This is a genomic window from Mesorhizobium sp. P2_C7 (assembly GCF_056404515.1).
Genome location: NZ_JBFUDW010000001.1, coordinates 371668 through 396804, shown reverse-complemented (window position 1 = coordinate 396804; position 25137 = coordinate 371668). Strand labels below are relative to the sequence as shown.

The 25137-nt window shown below is 64.4% G+C and carries 25 protein-coding genes; 14 read left to right on the top strand and 11 right to left on the bottom strand.

The window, feature by feature from the left end; all coding sequences use genetic code 11:
- Nucleotides 1–146: 146 nt before the first annotated feature.
- Together AC1D2G_RS01990 and AC1D2G_RS01985 are read left to right on the top strand one after the other, a co-directional pair.
- Nucleotides 147–818, top strand: coding sequence for an LON peptidase substrate-binding domain-containing protein (locus tag AC1D2G_RS01990; RefSeq protein ID WP_095083949.1), 672 nt, complete (start codon nt 147–149; stop codon nt 816–818).
- Nucleotides 819–921: 103 nt separating this feature from the next.
- A complete protein-coding gene (locus AC1D2G_RS01985; protein ID WP_095083950.1) occupies nt 922–1164 on the top strand; it encodes a Trm112 family protein in 243 nt (80 codons plus the stop codon).
- Nucleotides 1165–1210: 46 nt separating this feature from the next.
- Here the strand turns inward: AC1D2G_RS01985 and AC1D2G_RS01980 are convergent, their stop codons facing one another.
- Genes AC1D2G_RS01980 through AC1D2G_RS01970 form a run of 3 tightly spaced genes read right to left on the bottom strand, consistent with a single transcriptional unit; the run spans nt 1211 to nt 6991 of the window.
- Nucleotides 1211–4558 (bottom strand): error-prone DNA polymerase, encoded by a 3348-nt coding sequence (locus AC1D2G_RS01980; RefSeq protein ID WP_477411691.1) that lies wholly within the window; start codon nt 4556–4558, stop codon nt 1211–1213.
- Nucleotides 4555–6030 (bottom strand): DUF6504 family protein, encoded by a 1476-nt coding sequence (locus AC1D2G_RS01975; RefSeq protein ID WP_477411690.1) that lies wholly within the window; start codon nt 6028–6030, stop codon nt 4555–4557. Before AC1D2G_RS01975 ends, AC1D2G_RS01980 begins: the two co-directional genes overlap by 4 nt.
- Complete coding sequence (locus tag AC1D2G_RS01970; protein ID WP_477411689.1) at nt 5972–6991, bottom strand: ImuA family protein; 1020 nt, start codon at nt 6989–6991, stop codon at nt 5972–5974. The genes AC1D2G_RS01975 and AC1D2G_RS01970 overlap by 59 nt, the downstream gene beginning before the upstream one ends.
- Before the next feature lie 183 nt (nt 6992–7174).
- On the opposite strand from AC1D2G_RS01970, the gene AC1D2G_RS01965 reads away from it, so the two are divergent.
- Nucleotides 7175–7597, top strand: coding sequence for a metallopeptidase family protein (locus AC1D2G_RS01965; RefSeq protein WP_095084388.1), 423 nt, complete (start codon nt 7175–7177; stop codon nt 7595–7597).
- A gap of 245 nt (nt 7598–7842) precedes the next feature.
- Here the strand turns inward: AC1D2G_RS01965 and AC1D2G_RS01960 are convergent, their stop codons facing one another.
- Both AC1D2G_RS01960 and AC1D2G_RS01955 read right to left on the bottom strand, forming a co-directional pair.
- Nucleotides 7843–8049 carry a DUF1737 domain-containing protein gene (locus AC1D2G_RS01960; RefSeq protein ID WP_457153451.1) on the bottom strand — a complete coding sequence of 69 codons (207 nt, stop codon included), beginning with the start codon at nt 8047–8049 and terminating at the stop codon, nt 7843–7845.
- A 49-nt stretch (nt 8050–8098) separates the two neighbouring features.
- Nucleotides 8099–8989, bottom strand: a complete 891-nt coding sequence (locus AC1D2G_RS01955; protein ID WP_477411688.1) for an HpcH/HpaI aldolase/citrate lyase family protein — start codon at nt 8987–8989, stop codon at nt 8099–8101.
- A 294-nt stretch (nt 8990–9283) separates the two neighbouring features.
- On the opposite strand from AC1D2G_RS01955, the gene AC1D2G_RS01950 reads away from it, so the two are divergent.
- From AC1D2G_RS01950 to AC1D2G_RS01935, 4 genes are read left to right on the top strand one after another with little or no spacing between them, the layout of a single operon-like run.
- The gene (locus AC1D2G_RS01950; RefSeq protein WP_477411687.1) at nt 9284–10822 is read left to right on the top strand and encodes a DUF4153 domain-containing protein; all 1539 of its coding nucleotides are present in this window, start codon (nt 9284–9286) and stop codon (nt 10820–10822) included.
- 3 nt (nt 10823–10825) lie between these two features.
- Nucleotides 10826–11518: a response regulator gene (locus AC1D2G_RS01945; protein ID WP_477411686.1), complete on the top strand. Its 693-nt coding sequence runs from the start codon at nt 10826–10828 to the stop codon at nt 11516–11518.
- On the top strand, nt 11509–13107 hold the full coding sequence (locus AC1D2G_RS01940; protein ID WP_477411685.1) for an ATP-binding protein: 1599 nt from the start codon (nt 11509–11511) through the stop codon (nt 13105–13107). The genes AC1D2G_RS01945 and AC1D2G_RS01940 overlap by 10 nt, the downstream gene beginning before the upstream one ends.
- Before the next feature lie 41 nt (nt 13108–13148).
- A complete protein-coding gene (locus AC1D2G_RS01935; RefSeq protein ID WP_477392504.1) occupies nt 13149–14315 on the top strand; it encodes an NAD(P)/FAD-dependent oxidoreductase in 1167 nt (388 codons plus the stop codon).
- A gap of 236 nt (nt 14316–14551) precedes the next feature.
- Here the strand turns inward: AC1D2G_RS01935 and AC1D2G_RS01930 are convergent, their stop codons facing one another.
- The 4 genes from AC1D2G_RS01930 to AC1D2G_RS01915 all read right to left on the bottom strand — a co-directional run bounded on the left by AC1D2G_RS01930 (nt 14552) and on the right by AC1D2G_RS01915 (nt 16360).
- Nucleotides 14552–15043 carry an SRPBCC family protein gene (locus AC1D2G_RS01930; protein ID WP_477411684.1) on the bottom strand — a complete coding sequence of 164 codons (492 nt, stop codon included), beginning with the start codon at nt 15041–15043 and terminating at the stop codon, nt 14552–14554.
- A 40-nt stretch (nt 15044–15083) separates the two neighbouring features.
- Nucleotides 15084–15530 carry an SRPBCC family protein gene (locus AC1D2G_RS01925; RefSeq protein ID WP_477224737.1) on the bottom strand — a complete coding sequence of 149 codons (447 nt, stop codon included), beginning with the start codon at nt 15528–15530 and terminating at the stop codon, nt 15084–15086.
- On the bottom strand, nt 15530–15841 hold the full coding sequence (locus tag AC1D2G_RS01920; RefSeq protein WP_064987727.1) for an ArsR/SmtB family transcription factor: 312 nt from the start codon (nt 15839–15841) through the stop codon (nt 15530–15532). Before AC1D2G_RS01920 ends, AC1D2G_RS01925 begins: the two co-directional genes overlap by 1 nt.
- A 93-nt stretch (nt 15842–15934) precedes the next feature.
- On the bottom strand, nt 15935–16360 hold the full coding sequence (locus tag AC1D2G_RS01915; RefSeq protein WP_477411683.1) for a GNAT family N-acetyltransferase: 426 nt from the start codon (nt 16358–16360) through the stop codon (nt 15935–15937).
- Between the two features lie 147 nt (nt 16361–16507).
- Here AC1D2G_RS01915 and leuD point away from each other — a divergent pair, with 147 nt between their 5' ends.
- From leuD to AC1D2G_RS01880, 7 genes are all read left to right on the top strand, one after another.
- Nucleotides 16508–17113, top strand: a complete 606-nt coding sequence (leuD, locus tag AC1D2G_RS01910; protein WP_095083961.1) for a 3-isopropylmalate dehydratase small subunit — start codon at nt 16508–16510, stop codon at nt 17111–17113.
- Between the two features lie 64 nt (nt 17114–17177).
- Complete coding sequence (locus AC1D2G_RS01905; protein ID WP_477411682.1) at nt 17178–18038, top strand: hypothetical protein; 861 nt, start codon at nt 17178–17180, stop codon at nt 18036–18038.
- A 304-nt stretch (nt 18039–18342) separates the two neighbouring features.
- Nucleotides 18343–19272 (top strand): hypothetical protein, encoded by a 930-nt coding sequence (locus tag AC1D2G_RS01900; RefSeq protein ID WP_477411681.1) that lies wholly within the window; start codon nt 18343–18345, stop codon nt 19270–19272.
- 314 nt (nt 19273–19586) lie between these two features.
- Nucleotides 19587–19970, top strand: a complete 384-nt coding sequence (locus AC1D2G_RS01895; RefSeq protein WP_477411680.1) for a RidA family protein — start codon at nt 19587–19589, stop codon at nt 19968–19970.
- Nucleotides 19971–19984: 14 nt separating this feature from the next.
- Nucleotides 19985–20335: a VOC family protein gene (locus AC1D2G_RS01890; RefSeq protein ID WP_477411679.1), complete on the top strand. Its 351-nt coding sequence runs from the start codon at nt 19985–19987 to the stop codon at nt 20333–20335.
- An 84-nt stretch (nt 20336–20419) separates the two neighbouring features.
- Complete coding sequence (leuB, locus tag AC1D2G_RS01885) at nt 20420–21523, top strand: 3-isopropylmalate dehydrogenase (protein WP_477392493.1); 1104 nt, start codon at nt 20420–20422, stop codon at nt 21521–21523.
- A gap of 4 nt (nt 21524–21527) precedes the next feature.
- A complete protein-coding gene (locus tag AC1D2G_RS01880) occupies nt 21528–22004 on the top strand; it encodes an N-acetyltransferase family protein (RefSeq protein ID WP_477411678.1) in 477 nt (158 codons plus the stop codon).
- Here AC1D2G_RS01880 and AC1D2G_RS01875 read toward each other — a convergent pair.
- Both AC1D2G_RS01875 and AC1D2G_RS01870 read right to left on the bottom strand, forming a co-directional pair.
- Entirely contained in the window at nt 21994–22704 is a 711-nt protein-coding gene (locus AC1D2G_RS01875; RefSeq protein WP_477411677.1) for a DUF805 domain-containing protein, read from the bottom strand. The two genes, AC1D2G_RS01880 and AC1D2G_RS01875, sit on opposite strands and share 11 nt — an antisense overlap.
- A gap of 117 nt (nt 22705–22821) precedes the next feature.
- Nucleotides 22822–24699 carry a DEAD/DEAH box helicase gene (locus AC1D2G_RS01870; protein WP_477411676.1) on the bottom strand — a complete coding sequence of 626 codons (1878 nt, stop codon included), beginning with the start codon at nt 24697–24699 and terminating at the stop codon, nt 22822–22824.
- Between the last annotated feature and the right edge of the window lie 438 nt (nt 24700–25137).

The window sequence follows — 25137 nt, the reverse complement described above, 5'->3', positions numbered from 1 at the left end:
TTTGGTCGCGCAGGCTTGCGGCCGGCGGCCATCGCGCCACATTACCAGTGACCCATGCATGTCGCGCAAAAGTGGCCCCGGCTCTGCGAAAGGGATATGCATAGAAGCAACACCCGCTTCCCTATGGAAGCGATCGGAGGATTGAGGTGCAAGCGGGAAACGCGCATTACCGGCTCGCCAAGAATTTGCCGTCGACGATCCCGATCTTTCCGCTCGAGGGTGCGCTTTTGCTGCCGGGAGGCCGCATGCCGCTCAACGTCTTCGAGCCGCGCTACCTGCAGATGGTGGACGAGGCCATTGCCGGCTCGCGGCTCATCGGCATCATCCAGCCCAGCCTCGACGGCGCCTTGCGCGACGACGGCGAGCCGGAGCTCTGCAATGTCGGCTGCGCCGGGCGCATCATCGCCTTTTCCGAAACCGGCGACGGCCGCTATCTGATTTCGCTGCAAGGCGTTTGCCGGTTCCGCATCGCCCACGAGCTGACGGTCAAGACGCCGTTTCGCCAGTGCAAGCTGGCGCCCTTCCTGGCCGATCTCGACGAGGACCAGGCGGCGAACGAGATCGACCGGCCATCGCTGCTCAAGGCGTTCCGCGCCTATCTGCAGGCCAATGACCTCGAAGCCGATTGGGAAAGCGTCAGCCGGGCCGAAAACGCCATGTTGGTCAACGCGCTGTCGATGATGGCGCCCTATGGGCCGGCCGAGAAACAGGCGCTGCTCGAGGCGGCGGATCTGAAGACACGGGCCGAAACGCTTATCGCCATCACCGAAATGGCGCTGGCGCGCGAGAATGAGGATTTTGGTTCGAGCCTGCAATGAGATGCGTCGATACCTAGCCGGCCTGCAAACGACAAATTTCCTGCGTTGGCGGCCTGACCTTTCTCTCGACACATCTTGGGTCGGACACTGAGAAGAGGACACGATGGCGGCGGATGGGCGTGACGGGAAGAAGGTCAATGTCGACCCCAAGCTGCTGGAGCTGCTTGCCTGCCCGCTGACCAAGGGGCCGCTGACTTGGGATCCGGAGCGCGGCGAACTGGTCTCCCGGGTCGCCAAGCTCGCCTATCCGGTGCGCGATGGCATCCCGATCATGCTGCCTTCGGAAGCGCGGACGCTCTCCGTGGAGGATGTGTTGTCGCCGCCACGCTTGAGTGGGCCGTCTTGATAGGTGGCGAGATTGGCAGCGGCTGGCGGGACAACGCCCCCCTGTGCTACTGAAAATTGCGTCCCTTGGGCATGACACTTTCCGCCTCTTCCGATAGCGTTGCGAGGTCCGGTCGGATCGCCGCGTTGCGTGGCGCGGGGTCGCGATCCGTACCGCTGACGGGGTGTTCCGCAGGGCCGGCGACTGTCAGGTTGGCTTGGCTGACCTTTTCCAGGAGCACGGTCAGCCAGGGGGTCAAATCCTCGATCTTCTCGGCGACGATATGGATGACATCCGATTCCGACTGCAATTTGCCGGTGACGCGGACGAACCTGGCGCCCATGATGACGGGCCGGTAGCGGTCGAAGGTTCTCTGCCAGATGATGATGTTGGCGACGGCCTTGTCGTCCTCCAGCGTCAGGAAGATCGCGTTGCCCTTGCCGGGGCGCTGCCGCACCAGCACGAGGCCGGCGACCGAGACACGCCTGCCATCGCGCACGGATGGCAATTCGGCATTGGGCGTGACGCCGGCCCGGTCGAGCCGCTCGCGCAGGAAGGCGACCGGATGCGCCTTCAGCGACAGGCCGAGCGAACGGTAGTCATGGATGACATGCTCGCCGAGCGGCATTTTGGGCAGCTTCGTCTCCGGCTCCAGCTCGCGCAGACGGATCGCCGGCTGGTCGAACAGCGGCAGCTTTTCGGCAGCACTCTTGCCGTCGAGCGCGCGCACCGCCCACAAGGCTTCACGACGATCGAGGCCAAGCGAACGGAAGGCGTCGGCCTGCGCCAGCTTTTCGATCTCGTCGACATCGAGGCCGGAGCGCAGCCAGACATCCCTGACCGACTCGTAGCCTGAACCGCGCTGCTTGACGAAAGCGTCCATGCGCTCCTCCGACAGGCCCTTGATCTGGCGCAAGCCGAGCCGCAGCGCATGATTTGTCTTGATGACACCACGCATTTCGGCATGGCGTGGGAGGATGCGGTCCGGATCGAAGGATGCTTTCTCCAGAGTGGAGTCCCAGACCGAGAAATTGACGTCGACGTCGCGGATGTCGACGCCATGGTCGCGCGCGTCGCGGACGAGCTGGGCCGGCTGGTAAAACCCCATCGGCTGCGAATTCAGGATCGCGGCGCAGAACACGTCGGGGTAGAAGGTCTTGAACCAGCAGGAGGCATAGACGAGCAGGGCGAAGGACGCGGCGTGGCTTTCGGGAAAGCCGTATTCGCCAAAACCCTCGATCTGCTTGAAACAGCGCTCGGCGAAGTCCTTCGTGTAGCCCTTACCAATCATGCCGTCGATCATGCGCTGGCGGTAATTGCCGATGGTGCCGGTGCGCTTGAAGGTGGCCATGGCGCGGCGCAGTTCGTCGGCCTCCCCCGGCTTGAAACCGCCCGCGACGATGGCGATCTTCATGGCCTGTTCCTGAAACAGGGGCACACCAAGTGTCTTGCTGAGGATCGCCTCCAGCTCCGGCTTTTGATACTCGGCCTTTTCCTTGCCTTGCCGTCGGCGCAGGTAAGGGTGAACCATGTCGCCCTGGATCGGACCCGGCCGCACGATCGCCACCTCGATGACAAGGTCATAGAAATCCCGTGGCTGGAGACGCGGCAGCATCGACATCTGGGCGCGGGATTCGATCTGGAAAACGCCGAGCGTGTCGGCGCGGCAGATCATGTCGTAGACCTGCTTATCCTCCGGCGGCAGGGTGGCCAGCACATAGGGTTGGCCATATTTATCTCGCGCGTTTGGATAGTGATCCTTAAGCAGGGCGAAGGCACGCTGCAGGCAGGTCAGCATGCCGAGCGCCAGCACATCCACTTTCAGGATCTTCACCGCGTCGAGATCGTCCTTGTCCCATTCGACCATCTTGCGCTCGTCCATCGCCGTCTTGACGATGGGCACGATCTCGTCGAGTCGGTCCCTGGTGATGACGAAGCCACCGACATGCTGCGACAAATGGCGGGGAAAGCCCATGATCTCGTTGGAGCGCTCAATCACCAGTCTTGCCAGCGGGTCGGCGCGGTTGATGCCGCCAGCGTGCGCCTCCTTCTCGCCAAGTTCCGAGGTCGACCAGCCCCAGATCGTGCTCGACAATGCGCTTCTGACATCCTCGGAGAGGCCCATGGCCTTCGCCACTTCGCGCAAGGCCGAGCGGCCGCGATAGCTGATGACGGCGGCGGCGAGTGCGGTGCGCTTGGCGCTGTATTTCGTATAGATGTACTGGATGACGGTCTCCCGTTTCTCATGCTCGAAGTCGACGTCGATGTCGGGCGGCTCGTTCCTCTCCTCGGAAATGAAGCGCTCGAACAGCGTGTCGATCCTGTCCGGCCCGACCTCGGTGATGCCGATGCAGAAACAGACGATCGAATTGGCGGCCGAACCGCGCCCCTGGCAGAGGATGTCCTGGTTGCGGGCGAACTTGACGATGTCGTAGACCGTCAGGAAATAGCGGGCGTAGTTCAGCCGCTCGATCAGAGCGAGCTCTTCCTCTATGCGCTTGGTCACGGACGCAGGCACCCCCGCCGGATAACGATTGGCTGCCCCCTCCCGCGCCAGCCGTTTCAGCTCGGCCTGCGGTCCGAGACCGGACTCCGTCGGCTCGTCGGGGTAGTTGTACTGGAGGTCGCTCAGCGAGAAGGTCAGCTCCTGCGCAAAGCGCAAGGTCTCGGCCAGCGCCTGCGGATGCCTGCGGAACAGGCGCGCCATCTCCATCGGCGGCTTCAGATGGCGCTCGGCATTGGCGGCCAGCTGCAGCCCCACCTCGGCGACGGGCGTGTTGAGGCGGATCGCGGTCAGCACATCCTGCAGCGGGCGCCGCTCAGTCGTGTGATAGAGAACGTCGTTGGTCGCCATCAGCGGGATGCCGGCATTCTCGGCAAACGCCGCTGCCTGCTCGATCCGGAAACGGTCATTGCCAGCATAGTCCGGCGAAACGGCCAGACGGAGATTTCTTCCGAAACGATCCTTGAGCTGGCGAAGCAAGGCGAGACTGTCTTCCGCCCCTGCCGTCAGATCGGGCAGGACCGCCAGCGACATCAGGTCCCCCCATTCGAGCAAGTCGCTGCGCTGGAGAAGAGTGGCGCCCTTCTCGTTCTCGTCGCGCAGATTGGCTTGCGTCAGCATGCGGCAGAGATGCCCCCAGCCCTTGCGGTCCTGCGGATAGGCGAGAATGTCAGGGGTGCCGTCACCGAAAACCAGCCGGCAGCCGGGATGGTAGGAGAGCGTCTCGACCTTGGCCTGTTGCCAGGCGCGCACCACGCCGGCCACCGTGTTGCGGTCGGCAAGTCCGATCGCGGAAAAGCCGAAAAGCTTGGCGGCGACCACCAGTTCCTCCGGCTTGGAGGCGCCGCGCAGGAAGGAGAAATTCGACTGGATGCCGAATTCGGCATAGGGAATGACGGTCAGCGCATTCATGCGAAGACCCCATGCAGGAACCAGCGTGGCGGCACCTGGGAGCCGCCATAGAGGCCTTGCCGGTAGAGCCAGTAGCGGCGGCCGTCGGCATCCTCGATGCGAAAATAGTCGCGTGTCGATGCCGCCTCGTCGCTAGCGGCCTCGCGCCACCATTCCGCCGCGATGCGTTCCGGTCCCTCGGCACGCGTCACCCTGTAGAGCGCGCGCCGCCAGCGGAAGTTCAGCGGCGGGCCCTCCGGCATTTCGGTGGCCGGCACCTCGATGGGCTCGGGCGAGCGGAACAGCCGGATCGGCCGTTCCGGCGGGAAGATGGTCATCGGCGCCTGCATCCGGTCCGGCTTCTTCGGCGGCGTGGTCCGGCGCGGGGCCTCGGTGAAGGGGATCGTGGCGACGGCGCGCTCCGGCAGATGGCTTTCCACAGTGACCGGTTGCAGGACCGCGCCCTCGCCGAGCCGGGCGCGGATACGGTCGGCGAACAGCGCGATATCGGCGCCGTCATCGGTCCCTTCGCCAGCAAGGTCGGCCTGCTGCATGTCGAAGGCGGCGGCCGACAGCACCGAGAGCCGCACGAGATCGAAGCCATAGCCGGCATCGATATCCTGTTCGAGCGCGGCCAGCCTTTCATGGAACAATTTCTGGATCAGCGGGGGTTCGCGCATCGGCCGCGAGGTGCCGATGGCGATGCGGCTGACGGCGCCGTCGACGCGAAACAAAAGCAGCGCCAGCATCCTGGCGCCCTCGCCACGGCGCTCGAGGTCGGTCTTCAATGCCGCCGCCAGCATGCCCACCAGCCGCTCGATGTCCTCGGTCAGGGTGACGGGCTCGCTGAGGTGACGTTCGACCGAAAGCGGCGCGACGGGAAGGCGCGGCGACACCGCCTCGTCGAGACGGCCAAGCGCCTGGTCGAGGCGCAAAAGCAACGAGGCGCCGAAGCGGCGGGCAAGCGGCGCGCGCGGTGCCGCCATGACGGCGCCCGCCGTGCGCAGGCCGACGCTTTCCAGGCTGGTGCGGGTCGCGGGCTCGATGCGCAGGGCTGCCAGCGGCAAGGGTGCGAGCAGCGCCTCCTCCTCGCCGCCTGCGACGATGCGGTCACTGGCAAAGCGTGCCGCCGCCCAGGCCGCCCCTGGTGTCGCGGCAAGCCCGGCGCGGACATCGAAACCCTGATGGAAGAAGCGCGACAGGATGTCGTCCAGCATGGCGCGTTCGCCGCCGAAAAGATGGGTGCAGCCGGTGACGTCGAGAAACAGGCCGTCCGTTGCGTCCAGCGCCACCAGCGGGGTGTAGCGGTCGCACCAGTCGGCAAGGCCTTCGAGCAGGCGGCGATCGGCCTGCGGATCGGCCTCGACGATGTCGATCGACGGATGCATGGCGCGCGCATCGGCGATGCCCATGTCGCGCTTCAGGTGCAGTGCCTCAGCCCGCTCGTCGAGGGCTGAGATGCGCTGCGCGTTGCCCTTGCGGTGGCTGATCACCAGCGGCAGGTGATCCGACGGCCGGGAACGCCAGGACCGCCCCAGACGCTGCCGCAGGATCCTTTCGGCCGCGAGATAGGGAAACCACAGCGACAGGATTCTTTGCTCTTTCCTCGCCCCATCTTTCCTCGAATGCGCGTTCATCGGGGTTCCACTCCAGTGTGAATTGTCCAGGCAGGGCCGTGCGGCTCTTGCCGATGGTGAGGGTGAAGGCTGGGCGGCCGATCGAGCCGGCGAGCGGCCCGGCGATGGTGTCGCGCGGCACCGCCGGTGCCGACGCGACGATGAGACGAACGGGTGCGGCCGTCGGTTCGGGCTCGGCGGCCTGCCGCAGCAGGAACACCGGGCGGCCGGCACTCTGTGCCCGGGCATGCAACCGGCGCGTCGCGGTCAGGTCGAGCCGCTGCGGATTGCCGCGGATCTCAAGGATGACGGCGGCGAGCGCCGTCATCCGGGCGGCCTCCTCGGCGACCCACAGCGCATCGACAAGTTTTGCCGTCTCGGAAAACAGCAATTGCTCGGGTTCGATGCCGAACGAGGCATGAAGCCCCCTGGCATAGGGAAAGCCGGCCTCGCGAAAAATCTCCGATGTGCCGATCCACAGCACCGGCAACCCTTGCGTCTGCTTGAGGATCAGGCTTGTGAGCGACAGAGCGAAACCGGCGACGGCTCCGGCATCGCGGGTTTCAATGCCATGGATTTCGCTCAAGGCGGCTTTCGGCAGGCCGCCGCTCAGGGCGGCATCGAGCCGCTCGACACCGGTGGACAGGAACGCATCCGGCAGCGCCGCGGCAATGCCACGGCGGACAATTGTCACATCGATGCTGGGACCGACGTCGACACGAACATCGGGGGCCGCGGCGGCCGGCGCCTGCAGGCGCTCGGGTAGCGTTCCCTCGATCTTCGCGATCTGGCGGCGCAGGGCAAAAACAGTCTCCCGCGCCACGGCGGTCATCGCCATGACGGTCAGCTTCCACTCACAATTGTTCCTGTTATGTTCCTATAGATTCCAGAGGGTGCTGGAAGAGTCAAGCGGAGTCATGGGGAATTTATTCCTGCCCCGGGGCTTGTCGGAGGCGCGGCCGCCCGCGCCATTTGCCGATTGCGGCGCGAAAGCCTATATGCCGGGATCAAAGGACACAGCATGGCCCGCATCTACAAGACCCGCAGCTGGCACGACGAGCTTTCGCCGTCGATGGAGGAAATGGAGTTCCTGGCGCTGGAGGCTTACGCCCATCTGCCGGAGGATTTTCGCAAGCTGACTGGCGAGATCGTCATCCAGATCGCCGAGTTCCCGACCGACGAGATCATGGACGATCTGTCGCTGGAAACGCCCTTCGACCTGCTCGGCCTGTTCGAGGGACGCGGCATCGCCGAGCGCTGGAATCCGCAGACCGGCGAAGGCCCGAATCGTATCACGCTCTACCGCCGCGCCATCCTCGACTACTGGGCCGAAAACGAGGAAACGCTGGGCGACATCGTCACCCACGTGCTGATCCACGAGATCGGCCACCATTTCGGCCTCTCGGACGATGATATGGAGAAGATCGAAGAGGCGGCTGAGTAGAACGTCAGAGGCTTGCGCACAGCGGTAAGGAACTGGCGTCTCATTCCTTCGCGCCCCCTCTGGCCTGCCGGCCATCTCCCCTCAAGTGGGGAGATTGGCAGTTTCAACCTCCGCTCCTTTTCTTCCACGCTGAAAATTAGCGAAAGCCGTCCACGACATCCGATCTCCCCCCCTTGAGGGGGAGATGTCCGGCAGGACAAAGGGGGCGCTGTCCCGCCAGCGTGGGACTATACCAATCGCTAAGCCTACCAATCACTCAGCTTGGTATCCGGCCCATATTCCTGACCGTCGATATCCTTGACCACGGCCTGGCCGCAGCGCATCGTCTTGGCCTCCTTGTCGAAGGCATAGGTCGGCGAGCCGAACAGGTGCCAGCCCTTGTTCAGCGCCGCAGTCACCTTGTGGCAGAAGCTGGCATCGTCAGGGCCAGTGAGAAAGCGGTAGAGTTTCATCCGTCAATTCCTGTCGTGAGTGCCCTTAGCCCGCGAGCATCAGGCGATATCATGCGCCGATGGCCGCCGCCTTCGCCAGCAGTTTTTCAGCTTGCGCCAAGTGCAGCCTCTCGACCATTTTTCCATTCAGCGCAATCACGCCCTTGCCGGCATTTTCCGGAAGCGCAAAGGCATCCTTCACCAAGCGTGCCTCGGCCACGGCTTCAGCGGACGGCGCGAAGGCCAGGTTCGCCGCTTCGATCTGGGCCGGATGGATGAGGCTCTTGCCGTCGAACCCCATGGCCGCCGCTTCCGTGCATTCATGGGCGAAGGCGTCGAGGTCGCGAAAATCGTTGGAGACGCCGTCGAGAATGTCGAGGCGGCCGGCGCGCGCGGCCAGCACCATCTGCATCAGCCACGGCACGAGGTAGCGCCGGTCAGGAGTCGCCGACACGCCGGTGCCGTTGAGCAGGTCGTTCGTTCCGGCAACGAAACAAGCCAAGCGCGAAGCCTGATCGCGGCCAAGTTCGGCAATGGCGCCGATGTTGAGCAGCGCCTTGGGCGTCTCGATCATCGCCCACAGTTTCACGCTGTCGGGAGCAAAATTGTCGTCGAGCACATCGCCGGCCTCAAACAGGTCGCGCGGCGTGTCGACCTTGGGCAACAGGATGCCGTCGGGCTCGCAGCTTGCGACAGCCAGAAGGTCGTCGGCGCTCCATTCGCTGGCCAGTGCATTGATGCGCACCACCATCTCGCAGCGGCGGCCAAGGTGGTTGGCAGCTGGGCGGTTGGCGAAGATGCCGGCCAGTTTTTCACGCACGGCGATCTTGTCGGCCGGAGCGACGCCATCTTCGAGGTCGATGATGACGGCATCGCAGGCAAGCTGCGCGATCTTGGCCAGCGCCCTGTCGTTGGAGGCCGGGATGTAGAGCACCGAGCGGCGCGGACGATAGGTTTCCATGGCGGATCTATGCCGTCTGTGGATGGTCGAGGCAAGTCGTCTCCAGCCCTGCACGAAAACTGCACACGCATGCGGAAAACCTCCTCGGATCCGCCCCGCAGTCTCCCTGCCGGCCTGCGAGACAGGCGGCATGCAAAACCGAGCAGAACCCCGTTGGTCCCTTCCTTACCGGCTGCGTAGCGAGGGCTGGTGGCTGGTCGATCCGCCACGCGCGAATCCGGTGGCGATCCTCATCCCTTTTGCCCGCAAGTGCCCGCCGACCATCCGGCTGGAAGCCGTCAGGAGGGCCAGGCCATGACAGCATTCTTCTCCGCGGCACCGAGCTACTGCGCCCGCTTCGGTGTTGCAGTGCTGCTGGTCGCGCTGGCGGATTTTCTCTTTTACGGCCAGCCAGCCGGCATCACGGTTTTCCTGTTCGCGATCCTGATTGCCGCCGCCGTGGTGGCCCTGCATCCCGCCGCCTTCAGCGACGGCAGGCTGTGGATCAAGCCCACCGCGCTGCTTGTCGCGCTGCTGCCGCTCGCCGAAAATGTCAGCGCTCTGTCGGTATCGATCGCGCTTGCGGCCCTGGTCGTCTTCGCGCTCTCGCTGAGCGGGCGGCTGCGCCATCGCATCGCTCGCATTGCCGGCCAGATCGCGTTGTTCGGGCTGGCGGCGCCGTTCCGGTTCGCCAACGACTTCATCCGCTGGCGCAGGACGGCGCGTCGCTTCGGCCGGCGCCGCGTCCGGCTGGCAGCGATCGCCGTCTGGGTCATGCCGCTGACGCTGGGCGCCGTCTTCCTGGCGCTGTTCGGCGCCGCCAATCCAGTCATCGACTACTGGCTGTCGCTGGTCGACCTTCTTAAGCTGCTCGATCTCATCCAGCTCACGAGGATTGCCTTCTGGCTGTTCGTGCTGGTCTGTGTCTGGGCCTTTCTGCGGCCACGCCTGCCGCGTCTGGTTCGTCGCATCCCTCGCGCGACGCCGGCGGTGGTCAGCACTCAAGCTGAGAAAATCACCACCATAGAGGATATCCTGTTCGGCAAACCCGCCATCCTGCGCGCGCTTGTTGTCTTCAACATCCTGTTTGCGCTGCAGACCGGGCTCGACGCCACCTATCTGTGGGGCGGGGTGGCGCTGCCCGATGGGCTGAGCTATGCGGCTTACGCGCATCGCGGCGCCTATCCCTTGATCGTCACCGCGCTGCTTGCCGCCGGCTTCGTGCTGGCGGCGCTCAGGCCGGGAAGCGAAACATCGGGGGATCCGCTCATCCGCCGGCTGGTCTATGCCTGGGTGGCGCAGAACATCATGCTGGTCATCTCGTCGATCCTGCGGCTCGATCTCTATGTCGGCATCTACGCGCTGACCTACTGGCGCATCGCGGCTTTCGTCTGGATGGGGCTGGTGGCATCAGGTCTTGCGCTGATCATCGCCCGCATAGCGCTCGGAAAATCCAATGAATGGCTGTTGTCCGCCAATCTTCTGACGTTATCTCTGACGCTTTATGCCGGCTGTTTCATCAATTTCGCCGCGCTGATCGCCAATTACAATGTCGACCACTCCCTCGAGATGACCGGCCAGGGCATTTCCCTCGACGCCTGGTATCTGCGCTCGCTCGGCCCGGGTGCCTTTCCGGCGATGGATCGCTTCCTCGATCATCAGAGTCGAGCCGCCAACAATTCGGTCTTCCGCGAACTGGCAGGGCGGCGCGGCAGCGACGAAGACTGGTACCGCACCATTCAGGAAAACTGGCGGGCCTGGAGCTTTCGCGACTGGCGCCTGCTTCGCTATCTCGACAGCAAGGGGTCGCTCGTGCTTCCTCAGCCTTCGCAACCTTCCTTGCCGGGCCGCTGACCGATGCCGCATCACATCCTCGTCGCCGACGATGACCCGCATATCCGCGAGGTGATCTGCTTCGCGCTGGAAAAGGCCGGCATGAAAACGCTTGGGGTGGCCGACGGCGCCGCCGCCTTGCAGGAGGTCGGACGCCGGACGCCGGATCTCGTCGTGCTCGACATCGGCATGCCGGAGATGGACGGGTTGGAGGTCTGCCGGCGGCTGCGGCACACATCCGACGTGCCGGTGCTGTTCCTGTCCGCGCGAGACGAGGAGATCGACCGCATCCTCGGCCTCGAAATGGGCGGCGACGACTATGTGACAAAACCGTTCAGCCCCCGAGAGCTGGTCGCCCGCGTCAACGTCATCCTGCGGCGCGCCCGCCCGGTGCTGCCCGAACCGGCCGACGACAGGCAGTTCGCTCATGGCAAGCTCGCTCTGGCGCCGGCCAGCCACGCCGCCAGTTTCGATGGCAAGCCGCTTGCCCTGACCGGGATCGAGTTCTCGATCCTGAAAGGATTTTTGGCGCGGCCGACGCATGTGCTCGACCGCGACGCGGTGATGGCAAACGCCTATGCCGCCAACATCCATGTCGCCGGCCGCACCGTCGACAGCCATATCCGCAACATCCGCGCCAAGCTGGCGGCGGCGGGTTGCCTGGATGCTATCGAGACTGTGCACGGCGTCGGCTTCCGGCTCGGCCGATGCGGCTGACGGCCTCCCGCAAATGGATCGGCCGCAAATGGCGGCCGCGCCTTGCCACGGTCGTCGTTGCCATCCTGATCCTGGTGATGGCACTGCCGCTGGTCGGCCTGTTCTTCTTCCGGCTCTACGAGAACCAGTTGATCCGCCAGACCGAAGCGGAGTTGATCGCGCAAGGTGCTGCCATCGCCGCCATCTATGCGCAGGACGTGCGCGACGCCGGCATCCCGCCGGAAAAACTCGGCGCGCCGATGGCGCGGGCAAACGGGGATGCGAGCCGAAGCGTCCCTGACCCGCTATACAGGCCGATCGAGCCGCAGCTCGATCTCGCTTCCGACACCGTGCTGCCGACGCGGCCGGCGGCGATGCCTGCCACTATCGATCCCGCCTTCGCCGCCATCGGCGCGCGCCTGTCCGGTGTTCTCGATGCCACGCAGAAAACCACGCTGGCCGGCTTCCGGCTGCTCGACCCCACCGGCGTCGTCATTGCCGGACGTGGCGAGGTCGGGCAATCGCTTGACGGGGTTGAAGAGGTGCGCGAGGCCCTTGCCGGCCGCTATGCCAGTGCGCTGCGGCTGCGCATTCCCAACCAGCCGGCGCCACCGCTCTATTCGGTCAGCCGAGGCACCAAGGTGCGTGTCTTTGTCGCCCTGCCGGTGGCCATAGACGGTAAGGTCGCCGGCGTGGTCTATGTGTCGCGGACGCCCAACAATATCGTCAAGCATCTCTATGGCGAGCGCGGCAAGGTGACCCTGGCTGCGATCGCCATCCTCGGCGGCACGCTGCTCATCGGCCTGGTCTTCCTGCGCACCGTCAGTCGGCCGATCTATGCGCTGATCGACCGCACCCAGCGCATCGCCGCCGGCGACCGCCAGGCCATCAAGCCGCTCGACCACCACGGCACCTATGAAATGGCGGAGCTCTCCGCCGCCTTCCTCGACATGGCGGAAAAGCTGCAGGCGCGATCGGACTCGATCCAGACCTTTGCCACCCATGTGTCGCATGAGCTCAAATCGCCGCTGACGGCGATCCAGGGTGCGGCCGAGCTGCTCCGCGATTCCGGTTCGGCGATGGACGAGGCCGAGCGGCAGCGCTTCTCCAACAACATCGTCACCGATGCGGGGCGGCTCAATCTGCTGGTGCGCCGGCTGCTCGACCTGGCGCGGGCCGAGAATCTGGCGCCGAGCGGTGAAAGTACCTCGATCGGCCCAGCGCTGGCACTGCTTCCTGTAGACAACAGGCTGGCGGTTCGTGTCGAGGCCGGCGGCGAGATCGATTTGCGCATATCGGCTGAGAACGCGGCAATCGTGCTCGCCAATCTCATCGACAATTCAGCCAGGCACGGCGCGACGCAGGTGTCGGTCACCGTGGCGAGCACCGGCGGCAAGGCGTCCATCCTGGTCAGCGACGACGGCGCCGGCATTTCGCCGAGCAACCGGGCGCGCATCTTCGAACCATTCTTCACCACGCGGCGCGATTCCGGCGGCACCGGCATGGGGCTCGGCATCGTGCTGGCCCTCCTGAAAGCGCATGATGGTATGATCCAGCTGGTTGACTCCGAACGCGGCACGCGCTTCGAGATTACCTTGCCAACCGCGTGACTCCCCAATCAGCGGCTCGAACCGGAAAGGGCATAAAAAGCGTGCGCTACGACATTGTCATCATCGGCGGGGCCATCGTTGGATCCTCGATCGCCTACTATCTGCGCGAGGAGGGGTTTTCGGGCTCCATCGCGCTGATCGAGCGCGATCCGCAATTTGCCCATGCGGCGACGACGCTGTCCTGCGCCTCGATCCGCCAGCAATTCTCGATCCCGGAAAACATCCGGCTGTCGCAGTTCACGCTGAAACTGTTCCGGCGGCTGAAGGACGAGTTCGGCGCGGATGCCGATATAGGCTTCCACGAAGGCGGCTATCTCATCCTTGCCGGCGAGAACGGGCTGCCGATCCTGAAAGCCAATCACCAGGCGCAGATCGCCGAGGGCGCCGACATCCTGCTTGAGGATGCCGACGCCTTGGTGCGTCGCTTCCCCTGGCTGTCGGTCGAAGGCATCACCGCCGGCGCCTATGGGCGGACCGGCGAGGGCTGGTTCGACGCGCATGCGATGCTGATGCTGTTCCGCAAGGCGCTACGCGAGAAGAAGATCGATTTCATCACCGCCGACGTCACCGGCATCGAGCGGCAAGGCGACCGCGTCACCGGCGTCAGCCTCGACAATGGCGAGACGCTGGAAGCGGGCATCGTCGTCAACGCCGCCGGGCCGAATGCCGGCAAGGTGGCTGGTATGGCCGGGCTGGCGCTGCCGGTGGAGCCGCGCAAGCGCAACGTCTTCGTCTTCGAGGCGCGCGAGAAATATGCCGACATGCCGCTACTGGTCGACCCGAGCGGCATCTGGCTCAGGCCGGAAGGCTCGGTCTACATCACCGCTGGTGCCGAGCCGGAAGAGGGCGACGGGCCCGCCGATCCCCAGGATTTCGATGTCGACTGGCCACTGTTCGAAGAGGTGATCTGGCCGGTGCTGGCCACCCGCATCCCGGCCTTCGAGGCGATCAAGCCGACCCGCGCTTGGGTTGGCCACTACGACTACAACACGCTCGACCAGAACGCGGTGATCGGCCCGCATCCGCAGGTGACGAATTTCCTGTTCGCCAACGGCTTTTCCGGCCACGGCCTGCAGCAGGCGCCGGCCGTCGGCAAGGCGCTGGCCGAGCTGATCGTGCATGGCGGCTACCGCACGGTAGATTGCTCGGCGTTTGGCTATGGCCGGGTTGCGGAAGGGCGGGCGTTTAGGGAATTGAATGTGATTTGAGGTGTTAGGCGTTGGGAACATGCCGTTCCCGCCGAGTTCCCGCCCACCCCCCTCTGGCCTGCCGGCCATCTCCCCCGCAAGTGGGGAGATGACAGCTTCGACGCCGCGTCACCCCTGTCACATTTCGAGATTGGTGACAGCGATTGAGCGTGTAATCCCCCTCTTTGCGGGGGAGATGGCCGGCAGGCCCGAGGGGATGCTGTCCCGCCGACATCAAATGCACCGCCACGAGTCGGCTAAGCCGCGGCCAATCTCCCAGCGTCAAAATACACCTGCAGCCAGGCCAGCACCCTGCCCCAGCCCTCGGCGTGTTCAGCCGCCGCGTCGCTCAAGCCAGTAAAGCCGCCATGACAGATGGTGACGCGCGTGCCATCGGCGATCGGCTGCAGCAGCCAGGCGACCGTCGTTTGCCGCCGGCCAAGCGTGGGATGGTCCCATTCATAGGCCCGCGTCTGCACGATCCGGCGCGGCGCCTCGATGTCGAGTAAGTCGCCGCTCGCTGGCAGGTCCCTGCCGTCTGCCGTTCGAACGGTGACCTTCCAACGGCCGCCGATGCGAAGATCGGCGGACCAATCGACCATCCGGTAGGTGTCGGCGGACCCCCACCAGCGCTCGACCTCGTCCGTGACCAGGGCCTGGAAAATCCGCTCGGCGGGTGCGCCGATGTCGGCGCTTGCCATGACGGTCTCGCCATTGGTCATGCTGTGGACGACAGGGACATGCAGCATAGGTGCCTCCAAAAGTTTGTTTCGCTGCCGAAACCAAGCTTCAACCCTTCGATGGCGGGCGCTCGAAACCCTTGCCGGTCTCGAGCAGGCTCTTGAGGCTCGCCAGCACCAGCGGCCAGCCCTTGGAGACATTCGGGATCAGCCGGTGCGGGCCGTCGGCCTCGTGGGTGACGGCAAGCTTCATCAACTCGCCGTCCTGTTCGATGGCGAAGGTGCAGCGCGTGTAGCCGTCTTCCTTGACCTCCGGCATCCATTCATTGCGCCATTTGATGACCAGGCGTCGCGGCGGGTCGATTTCGAGGATCTCGCCGCTGTCGGCGACGCTCCCGTCGGGGAAGATCAGTTTCCAGCTGGAGCCGACCTTCCACTCGCTCTCCTGATAGGAGCAGAGGAAGAACTGCCGATTGAACTCCGGATCGGTCAGGGCCTCCCAGAGTTTTTCGGGCGTGGTGCGGATGTAGGTCACGTAAACGAAGCTGTTGCTCATCAGTCTTCCCTTTCGAGGCGTTTCTTCAGGTCACTCAATGCATCCAGCCGATGGCGCTCGAACTTGCCGATCCAGCGTTCGGCGATCTCGTTGATCGGAACCGGGTTGAGGTAGTGCTGCTTCTCGCGTCCCTTGCGGAGCGTGGTGACGAGGTTGGCTTCCTCCAGGATCGCCAGGTGCTTGGTCACCGCCTGGCGTGTCATGTCCATCTCCGCGCACAGCGCGTTCAGCGTCTGCCCGTTCCGGGCATGGAGGTTGTCCAGCAATTGCCGGCGTGTCGGGTCGGCCAAGGCGCGAAAGACGGCATCCATGCTCATGATCTTAATATGCAACCATTTGGTTGCATGTCAAGCGGCAAGATTTCGCGCCGTTGGCCGCTGGATGCGATCACAGGGGAAAAAATGTCAGCGCTTGCGAGAGAACCAGAAGGCGTCAGGCATGCGCGTCATGCCGATGCGCTCATAGAAGCCGACGGCGTCGGGCATGGAGATCAGGCTGATGGCGACGGACGGTCCGAGCTGCCGGCGCGCCTCGTCCATCAGGCCTTTGCCGATGCCGAGCCCTTGCGCCGATTGGGAAACGGCGAGCTCGGAGATGTAGCAGACCCAGGAGAAGTCGGTGAGGGCGCGGGCAACGCCGATCAGCGGCTTGCCCTCCACATCGAGACGCGCGGTCAGCACTAGGTTGGCGCCTGACAGCATCGCCTGCAGGCGAGTACCGTCATCGACAGGCCGTGTCTCGCCGAGGCCGGATTCCACCAGCACACGGCGGAATTCGGCGATGTCGAGCGCGGGCTCGCGGGCATAGAGGATTCGGAAGTTTTCTGCCATGACAGCCAGACTGCACCATCGGGCGGCGAATTCGAAGCCGTTTTGCGCAGCTGGCCATCCTGCACGAACAGTTGCCTTTTATTTGCCCGCGGCTTTGTGTAAAGCGTGCCTCAGCAATCCCCCGAAACAAGAACACGGGCAAAAGCCATGGAAAAGTTCACCAAGCTCACCGGCGTCGCCGCTCCCATGCCGATCGTCAATGTCGACACCGACATGATCATCCCCAAGGATTATCTGAAGACGATCAAGCGCACCGGGCTTGGCACCGGCCTGTTCGCCGAAATGCGCTACAATGACGACGGTTCGGAAAATCCGGATTTCGTGCTCAACAAGCCGGCCTACCGCAAGGCGCAGATCCTGGTTGCCGGTGACAATTTCGGCTGCGGTTCGAGCCGCGAGCACGCGCCTTGGGCGCTGCTCGATTTCGGCATTCGCTGCGTCATCTCGACCTCGTTCGCCGACATCTTTTACAATAACTGTTTCAAGAACGGCGTGCTGCCGATCACCGTCAGCCCCGAGGATCTCGAAAAGCTGATGGATGACGCCTCGCGCGGCTCCAACGCCACCTTGTCGATCGACCTCGAGGCCAAGGAAATCCGCGGTCCCGATGGCGGCGTGGTCGCGTTCGACCTAGACGATTTCAAGCGGCACTGCTTGCTCAACGGGCTCGACGATATCGGCCTGACTATGGAAAAGGCCGGCGCCATCGCTTCGTTCGAGAAGAAAAACGCTGAACAGCGCCCCTGGGCCTGAAATACGCGGCCTGACCGCAAGGCCGCGCCGACGGCGAGTCTTCGGATAAAAACGAGGACTTGTCATGACACGTTCGCTTGATGCCGGCGCCTGCGGGCTGATGATGTCGATCCTGCTTCCGGCAACGAGCCTGTTCGCCCAGGCGCCCGTCATCGACCAGCAGGCGCCGATCCCGTTCGAGGGTGGTCAATTTACCATCACCCAGCAGGAGCCGGACGGCGAAAAGGTGCTCGCCTACGACGGCCAGACGCTGGCGAGCAATTATGACGTCTTCTTCGACAGGATCGTCAACATCGCCGGTGCTGAAGTGGCGCTGGTCGATGTCGGCGACGGCAATATCGACCATCTCTGCGGTCCTCCCGTGATGATCGCGTGGAAGCCGAAAGGCGGCACGATCCAAGGCATCACGGTCGAGCAGGATGGGTGCGGCGCGCCGGCGTCGGTGACCGACAATGTCATCTATTTCGTCCCCTATCTGCTGCCGGGCGCCTCCAAGCGGGCGATGCAATGGTCGCCCACCGACGGGCTGACGATTGCGGGCAATCTCACTTACATGCCGGACCCCGGCACGGTCTGGAAAGATGTCGACGTGTCGAAATACGAGGACATGATCGACGCCTTCCACAACGAGGCGGTCTACAAGGACGCCGCGGCCTTGCTTGGCGAGGACATGACCGTTCTGGCAGCCAGTTTCCTGGCCGCAGGCGGGACGAAAACAACCGCGTCCGGCATCGTCTATTTCGACGGCTGCGCGCCGCACAATTGCGGCGGCAATCACGGTTTCATGGCGGTCGACGCGGCCAACCAAAAGCTCTATTTCGCCCGCAGCAGCGGCAAGCCCGTGATGGATGCATGGCCTCCGGTGCAGAGCTGGCCGGCCGAGGTCAAGGCGGCGCTGGACGAGGCGTTTGGATCTGCAAATTAGAGCGGTATGAGGGCGTTCTGGTCGTCGCGATCCTTCCCACCCCCCCTCTGCCCTACGGGCATCTCCCCCGCAATGGCGAGATTGGCAGCGTCGGCGTCCCGCCCGTCTCTGTAACGTTGGTAATTGGCAAAGGCATCCGTGACATCCAATCTCCCCCTTGCGGGGGAGATGGCCGGCCAGAGGGGGTGCTGTCCCGCGATGCAAAAGGCTATCCGCCCTTGAAATCTCGCCGCCCAGTCGCCTAGTGGTGCGGACTGGCGTTTCATTCCCGGCTGGATATGATCTGACGAAACGGAGGATCACCATGACTCGTTCGCTTCTTGCCGGCGCTTGCGGGCTGGCCCTTTTCCTGCTGCCTGTGACGAGCGCTCATGCCCAGACGCAGACGCCCGCGGCGCAGCTGGCGCCCTCAGCCGAGAAACCGGCCACCGACCAAGGTACAGGCGCCGCCGATGCTTCCGACGACGACAAGCAGGCGCCTGTGCCATTCGAAGGCGGTCAGCTGACCATTACCCAGCCGGAACAGGACGGCGAGAAAGTGCTTGCCTATGACGGCCAACAGCTGGCGAGCAATTATGACGTGTTCTTCGACAAAATCGTCGAGGTCGGCGGCGTCAAGGTGGCGCTGTTCGATGTCGGCGATGGCGGCAATCAATGCGGCCCTGCCACGGTGATCGTCTGGAAGCCGGAAGGCGGCACCATCCAGAGCACGACGGTCGAGCAGGACGAGTGCGGCGCGCCGCCATCGGCGGTGTCCGACAACGCCATCTATTTCGTGCCCTATCTGTTGCCGGGCGATGAGAAGCCGGCTTTGCAATGGTCGCCGAGCGAGGGGCTGACGACTTCAGGCAACCTGACCTACATGCCGGAACCTGGTACCGACTGGAAAGACATCAATCCGGAAAAGTACCAGAACATCATCGACGCCTTCCACAATGAGGCCGTCTACAAGGAAGCGCAAAAGCTGCTCGGCAAGGACATGCCCGACATGGCGACCAGCCTGCTGGTCGGCGGCGGCACGGAAAAGACCGCTTCGGGCGCCTTCTACGCCAGCGGCTGCGTGCCGCATGACTGCGGCGGCAATGACGGCTTCATGGCGGTCGACCCGGCCCAGCACAAGCTCTATTTCGCCCGCCGCGGCGACAATGGCCAGCCAAAGGCCTGGCCGGCGGTAACGACATGGCCGGCCGATGTGAAGGAGGCGTTAGACAAGGCGCTGGGGTCGGCGAACTAGGCAGTCTGGTCGACAATCACCACACCTTCGTCGTCCTCGGGCTTGACCCGAGGATCCATACCGCGACCTTGAAACAAGCAATGCGGCGGAACAGAATTCTGCACCGCGGCAGCGCACCTATGTCATGGGCATGGATCCTGGGGTCTGCGCTGCGTCGCTTCGCTCCTTCCTTCGCCCCAGGATGAAGACGCGAAGGCTTCGGCCCAGTCTTCAAAGTGTGCGCTGGTTTGTCGGAACAGCCATCAGTTTCACCTGGCCTATGGCCGAGCGCCGTCTTTCCTTTCAGAATGACGGAAGGCAACTGCGAGGACACCATGCGAAAACTCATCTCCACCGGCTCGCCGTTCGAAAAGACTGCCGGCTATTCGCGAGCGGTGGTGCAGGGCGACTGGTGTTTCGTGTCCGGAACGACCGGCTATGACTATGCGACGATGACGATGCCGGACACGGTCGAGGCGCAGACGCGCAATTGCCTGGCGACCATCGGCAAGGCCTTGCAGGACGGCGGCTTCGAGATGGCCGACGTGGTGCGGGCGCATTACTACATCACCGATGCCGCCTTCGTGGACATCGTCTTCCCGATTCTGGGCGAGACGTTCGGCGACGTCAGGCCGGCAGCGACGATGATCGTTTGCCAACTCAACAAGCCGGAAATGAAGATCGAGATCGAAGTGACGGCGCTGCGGCGCACGGAATGAAGGGCGGGCAGGCGATGAAAGTCCTGCGTATCGTTGCCAACATCGAGACATCCGACATCGCGGCGGCGAAGCGCTTCTACCAGGACGTGCTCGGCCTCGACGTGGTCATGGACCATGGCTGGATCAGGACCTTGGGCTCGCAAGACAAAATGAACGTCCAGATCAGCTTCGCCGCCGAAGGCGGCTCCGGTTCCCCGGTGCCGGATCTCTCGATCGAGGTCGACGATGTCGACGCGGCGCACGACGCCATGAAGGCGGCCGGCTTTGCCATCGAATACGGCCCGGCCGACGAACCCTGGGGCGTGCGGCGCTTTTATGTGCGCGATCCGTTCGGCCGGCTGGTCAACATTCTCTCGCATCGGTGATCGCCGTTGTAACGCGCAGGCTTGCGCGCCGGGCGCTTGGCGTTTAGCAAGGCCGCGGTTCAATTCTTTCCAGGACGGTTCTCCATGGCAACGAAGCATCTTTTCCTGCTCGCCGGCGACGGCATCGGTCCGGAGGCGATGGCCGAGGTCAAGAAGCTGATCGCCGTCATGAACGACAAGCTCGGCAGCGGCTTTGCCACCGAGGACGGTCTGGTCGGCGGCTGCGCCTACGATGCGCATGGCGCGGCGATTTCCGATGCCGACATGGCAAAGGCAATGGCGGCCGACGCAGTGCTGTTTGGCGCCGTCGGCGGGCCGAAATGGGATGCGGTGCCTTACGACGTGCGCCCCGAGGCCGGCCTGCTGCGGCTGCGCAAGGACATGGAGCTTTTCGCCAATCTGCGCCCCGCCATCTGCTATCCGGCGCTCGCCGCATCCTCGTCGCTCAAGCAGGAGGTGGTCGAAGGCCTCGACATATTGATCGTGCGCGAGCTGACCGGCGGCGTCTATTTCGGCGAACCCAAGCAGATCATCGATCTCGGCAACGGCCAGAAGCGCGGCATCGACACCCAGGTCTACGATACGTTCGAGATCGAGCGCATTTCAGGCGTCGCGTTCGAGCTGGCGCGCACGCGCAAGAATCACGTCACCTCGATGGAAAAGCGCAACGTCATGAAGTCGGGCGTGTTGTGGAACGAGGTCGTCACCCAGACGCACAAGGCGCGTTACTCCGACGTCAAGCTCGACCACATGCTTGCCGATGCCGGCGGCATGCAGCTGGTGCGCTGGCCCAAGCAATTCGACGTCATCGTCACCGACAATCTGTTCGGCGACATGCTGTCCGACATCGCCGCCATGCTGACCGGCTCGATCGGCATGCTGCCATCGGCCTCGCTCGGCGCACCGGATGTGAAGACCAAGAAGCGCAAGGCGCTGTACGAGCCGGTGCACGGTTCGGCGCCCGACATTGCCGGCAAGGGCATCGCCAACCCGATCGCCATGATCGCCTCCTTCGCCATGTGCCTGCGCTATTCCTTCGGCATGGTCGACGAAGCCGACCGTGTCGAAGCCGCGATCGCCGCCGTGCTCGACCAGGGCTTGCGCACCAAGGACATTCTGTCGGCGGGCATGACTGAGGTCGGCACCGTGGAGATGGGCGACGCGATCATCGCCAAATTCCTGGGCTGATCGCGTGACGGTCGACGTCCGCTGGGCGACGATCGAGGACGCGACCGCGCTCGCCACCATGCTGTGCGAGATGGCCGTGCACTACCGGCAGCCACCGCTCGACCATGAACGGGCCTTGTTAGCGGCGCGGAAATGGCTCGGCGAGGAAAGCCCGGCCTATCCGCATTTCGCGCTGGCCTTCGTCGAGGGCGAGGTCAGCGGCCTGGCGTCGGTGGCGATCGCGCATCCCGGCATCGAGCGGTTGCTGTTCCTCAAGGACCTGTTCGTGCGCGACAAGGCTCGCAACGCCGGCGTCGGCCGGGCGCTGATCGGCTTTCTCGCCGACCATTGCCGGCGCCATGGCATCGGCCGTATCGACTTGACTACCGAGGACTGGAACGAGGGCGCGCTGCGGTTCTACGACAGGCTCGGCGCCGAGCGCCACGGCCAAAAGGTCTTTCTCAGGCTTTCGGGCGAGGCACTTAAGGCAGCTAAATCCTGATCCCTGCCGGCACCGGTCCCCACTGGTTTTCCCGGGCTTGTGTCGGAATCAGCGCGAAGACCAGGATGATCAGGCTGCCGATGGTGGGGATGAGGATCACCAGACTGAGCCAGCCCGACAGGCCGATGTCGTGCAGCCGGCGGACGATCATGCCGAGGCTGGGCAGAAATGTCGCAAGCAGGAAGGTGCCGCACAGGCCAACGGTCACCGCCGCCGATACGTCGCTGTCGAAATGGCCCATATCCGTATCGGTGAACAGACCGATGCCGCCGATGATCAGCAGGCAAACCGTCCAGAACAGGCAGTAGCCCCAATATTCCTTACGGCGGGCGCGGCCGGCGAAATTGAAGTAGTTCCGCGTCACGCCGCGCCAGAAATAGCCCCACAAATCGGTGGGTTCGGCAGGCCCGGAGGAGCGACCGAAATGCTGGGCCTGGGGTGCACCGGCCGCAGCTTTATTGCCGGCCTGAGGCTGCGTGGCGCTCGTGTTGGCGTCGACGGCAGGGGGTGCGGTCTGGGCTGCGATCGAAAAGACGTCGCGCGCCTGCCCACCACCCGGCTGGAACTCGACGGCCGTGCCCTTGGGCATGGCGGTTTGCCGGCGCAGGTTCTCGCGGGTGAAGGTGTAGCGGTTGCCGTCCGCTCCAGTGATGAAGCCGAAGCCCTGCTCCTCGTCATAATGAAGCACTTCGCCGCGCATATCCTGCCCCCTCTCGCCACGTCCCGGCCAAGATGTGACACAGGGCCGCGCCTATGGGCAAGGCCGCGTTGGGATGCGGCCCGACGTCTTGCGGGCAAGGTGAAGCCGCCCCAGGTCTTACGAGGGCCGCTTCTTCGCTTTCTTGTGTTTCGGCGCGCCGGTGTTTTCGAACTTCGGCTTGCCCGGTTTTTTCGCCCACGGCTTTGCCTCGAATGCGGCGGGGCGCTGATCGGCCGATGCCGGTGCCGGTGCACGCTTCTCGAATTTGCGCTTCGGCGCGTTCGGGTCGAACGGCGCCTTGCCGCGATGCGGTTTCTTGTCAGGGCCTGGCGGCTGATAGCCGGCTCGCGACAGGTCGGGCGTGCCGTCCAGCCGCTTCACCACGATGTTGTTCTGCAATTTGCGGTCGGGACCGATCGCTGCCAGGAAACGGTCGGCCCAGTCGGCCGCGATCTGCACGAAGGTCTCTTCCGGCTGCATCTTGATGGCGCCGATCTCGCGCTTGCTGATGCTGCCGGCGCGGCACAGCATCGGGATCAGCCAGCGCGGCTCGGCATTCTGCCGGCGGCCGATCGACAGCGAGAACCAGACGCTGGCGCCGAAATCGTCGCGGCGGCTGGGCGCTTCATCGCGGCGTGCGAAGTTTTCGCCCGCCGGTCTTTCACGAGACGGCGTGAACGGCGCGATTTCCAGGAGATCTTCCGGCGCCGAGCGGCTCGAACGGCATAGGCGCACGAAGGCCGCCGCCACCTGTTCGGCGCCATGCTTTTCGAGAAGCTCACCGATGAAGCCGCGTTCCTCATCCTTCACAGGCTCGCTGAAGGCGGGGTCGGCAAGGATGCGCTCATCGTCACGGCGCAGCACGTCGTCGGCCGAGGGCGGGCTGGCCCATGTCGCCTTGAGGCCGGCGTTCTGCAACAGCCGTTCGGTGCGCTTGCGGGCGCTGTTGGGGACGATCAGCGCGCTGACGCCCTTGCGGCCGGCGCGTCCGGTCCGGCCGCTGCGGTGCAGCAGCGTCTCCGGGTTGGTCGGCAGGTCGGCGTGGATCACCAGCTCGAGATTGGGCAGGTCGATGCCGCGCGCCGCGACGTCGGTGGCGATGCAGACCTTGGCGCGGCCGTCGCGCATTGCCTGCAGCGCATGGCTGCGCTCGTTCTGGCTGAGTTCGCCCGACAGCGCGACGACGGAAAAGTTGCGGTTGTTGAAGCGCGCGGTGAGATGGTTGACGGCGGCACGCGTGTTGCAGAACACCAGCGCGTTCTTGGCCTCATAAAAGCGCAGCACGTTGATGATGGCGTTCTCGCGGTCGGCCTGGGCAACGCTCAGCGCCCGATATTCGATGTCGAGATGCTGCTTTTCCTCGCCGGCGGCCGAGATGCGCACGGCATCGCGCTGATAGCCCTGGGCGAGCGTGGCGATGGAGCGCGGCACGGTGGCCGAGAACATCAGCGTCCGGCGCTCGGCCGGTGCGGCGTCGAGGATGAATTCAAGGTCCTCGCGAAAGCCGAGGTCGAGCATCTCGTCGGCTTCGTCCAGCACCACTGCCTTGAGCGCCGACATGTCGAGCGAGTGCCGCGTGATGTGGTCGCGAAGGCGGCCGGGCGTGCCGACGACGATGTGGGCGCCGCGCTCCAGCGCGCGCCGCTCGGTGCGCATGTCCATGCCGCCGACGCAGGACGCCACCGTGGCGCCGGTGAGCTCGTAGAGCCATTCCAGCTCGCGCGTCACCTGCAGCGCCAGCTCGCGTGTCGGCGCCACCGCCAGCGCCAGCGGCGCCGCGGCCTGGGCAAAGCGCTCCGCGTCGCCCAGCAAGGTCGGCGCCAGGGCGAGGCCGAAGGCCACGGTCTTGCCGGAGCCGGTCTGCGCCGACACCAGCGCATCGGCCTGCCCCAGTTCTGGCGCCAGGACCGCCTTTTGCACCGGCGTCAGTTCGGAATAGCCGCGCTTTTCCAGCGCCCTGGCAAGCGCTGGGACAATAGCTTCGAAGTTGGACATCTCACTCTTTCGGAATTCGGGGTCTGCGCTCGCCATCGAGCACGTGCCGGGGCTGACGCCGCGCCAGCCAAACAATCTTGGCTGTTCGTACTTCTTGCCGCCACCATTGTACAGGGCAAGTGGCCGGACGGCAGGGCAATTGACTCTTGACGCAAACCGCGTAAAAGCCGGCACCGAACAGGACGGTTTCGATGCGCGGCCTTTTGATGGCTCCTCTTGCATTCGATTTCCTTGGCCACAATGCAAACCATTGGGCCGGGCGCGTTGTCGCGTCTTCTCGTTCCAGCAAAACCGTGTTCTTGGCCAAAACTGGCAAAACCACCACCAAAACGGTGTGATTCCCTTGGCCTAACCACCCTCTTCCGGGTCCGGCCCGGGGGACGGAACCCGCTTCGGCCGGCGGGTTTTCTCCAAAAACCGAGCGGAGAGGGACAGGAG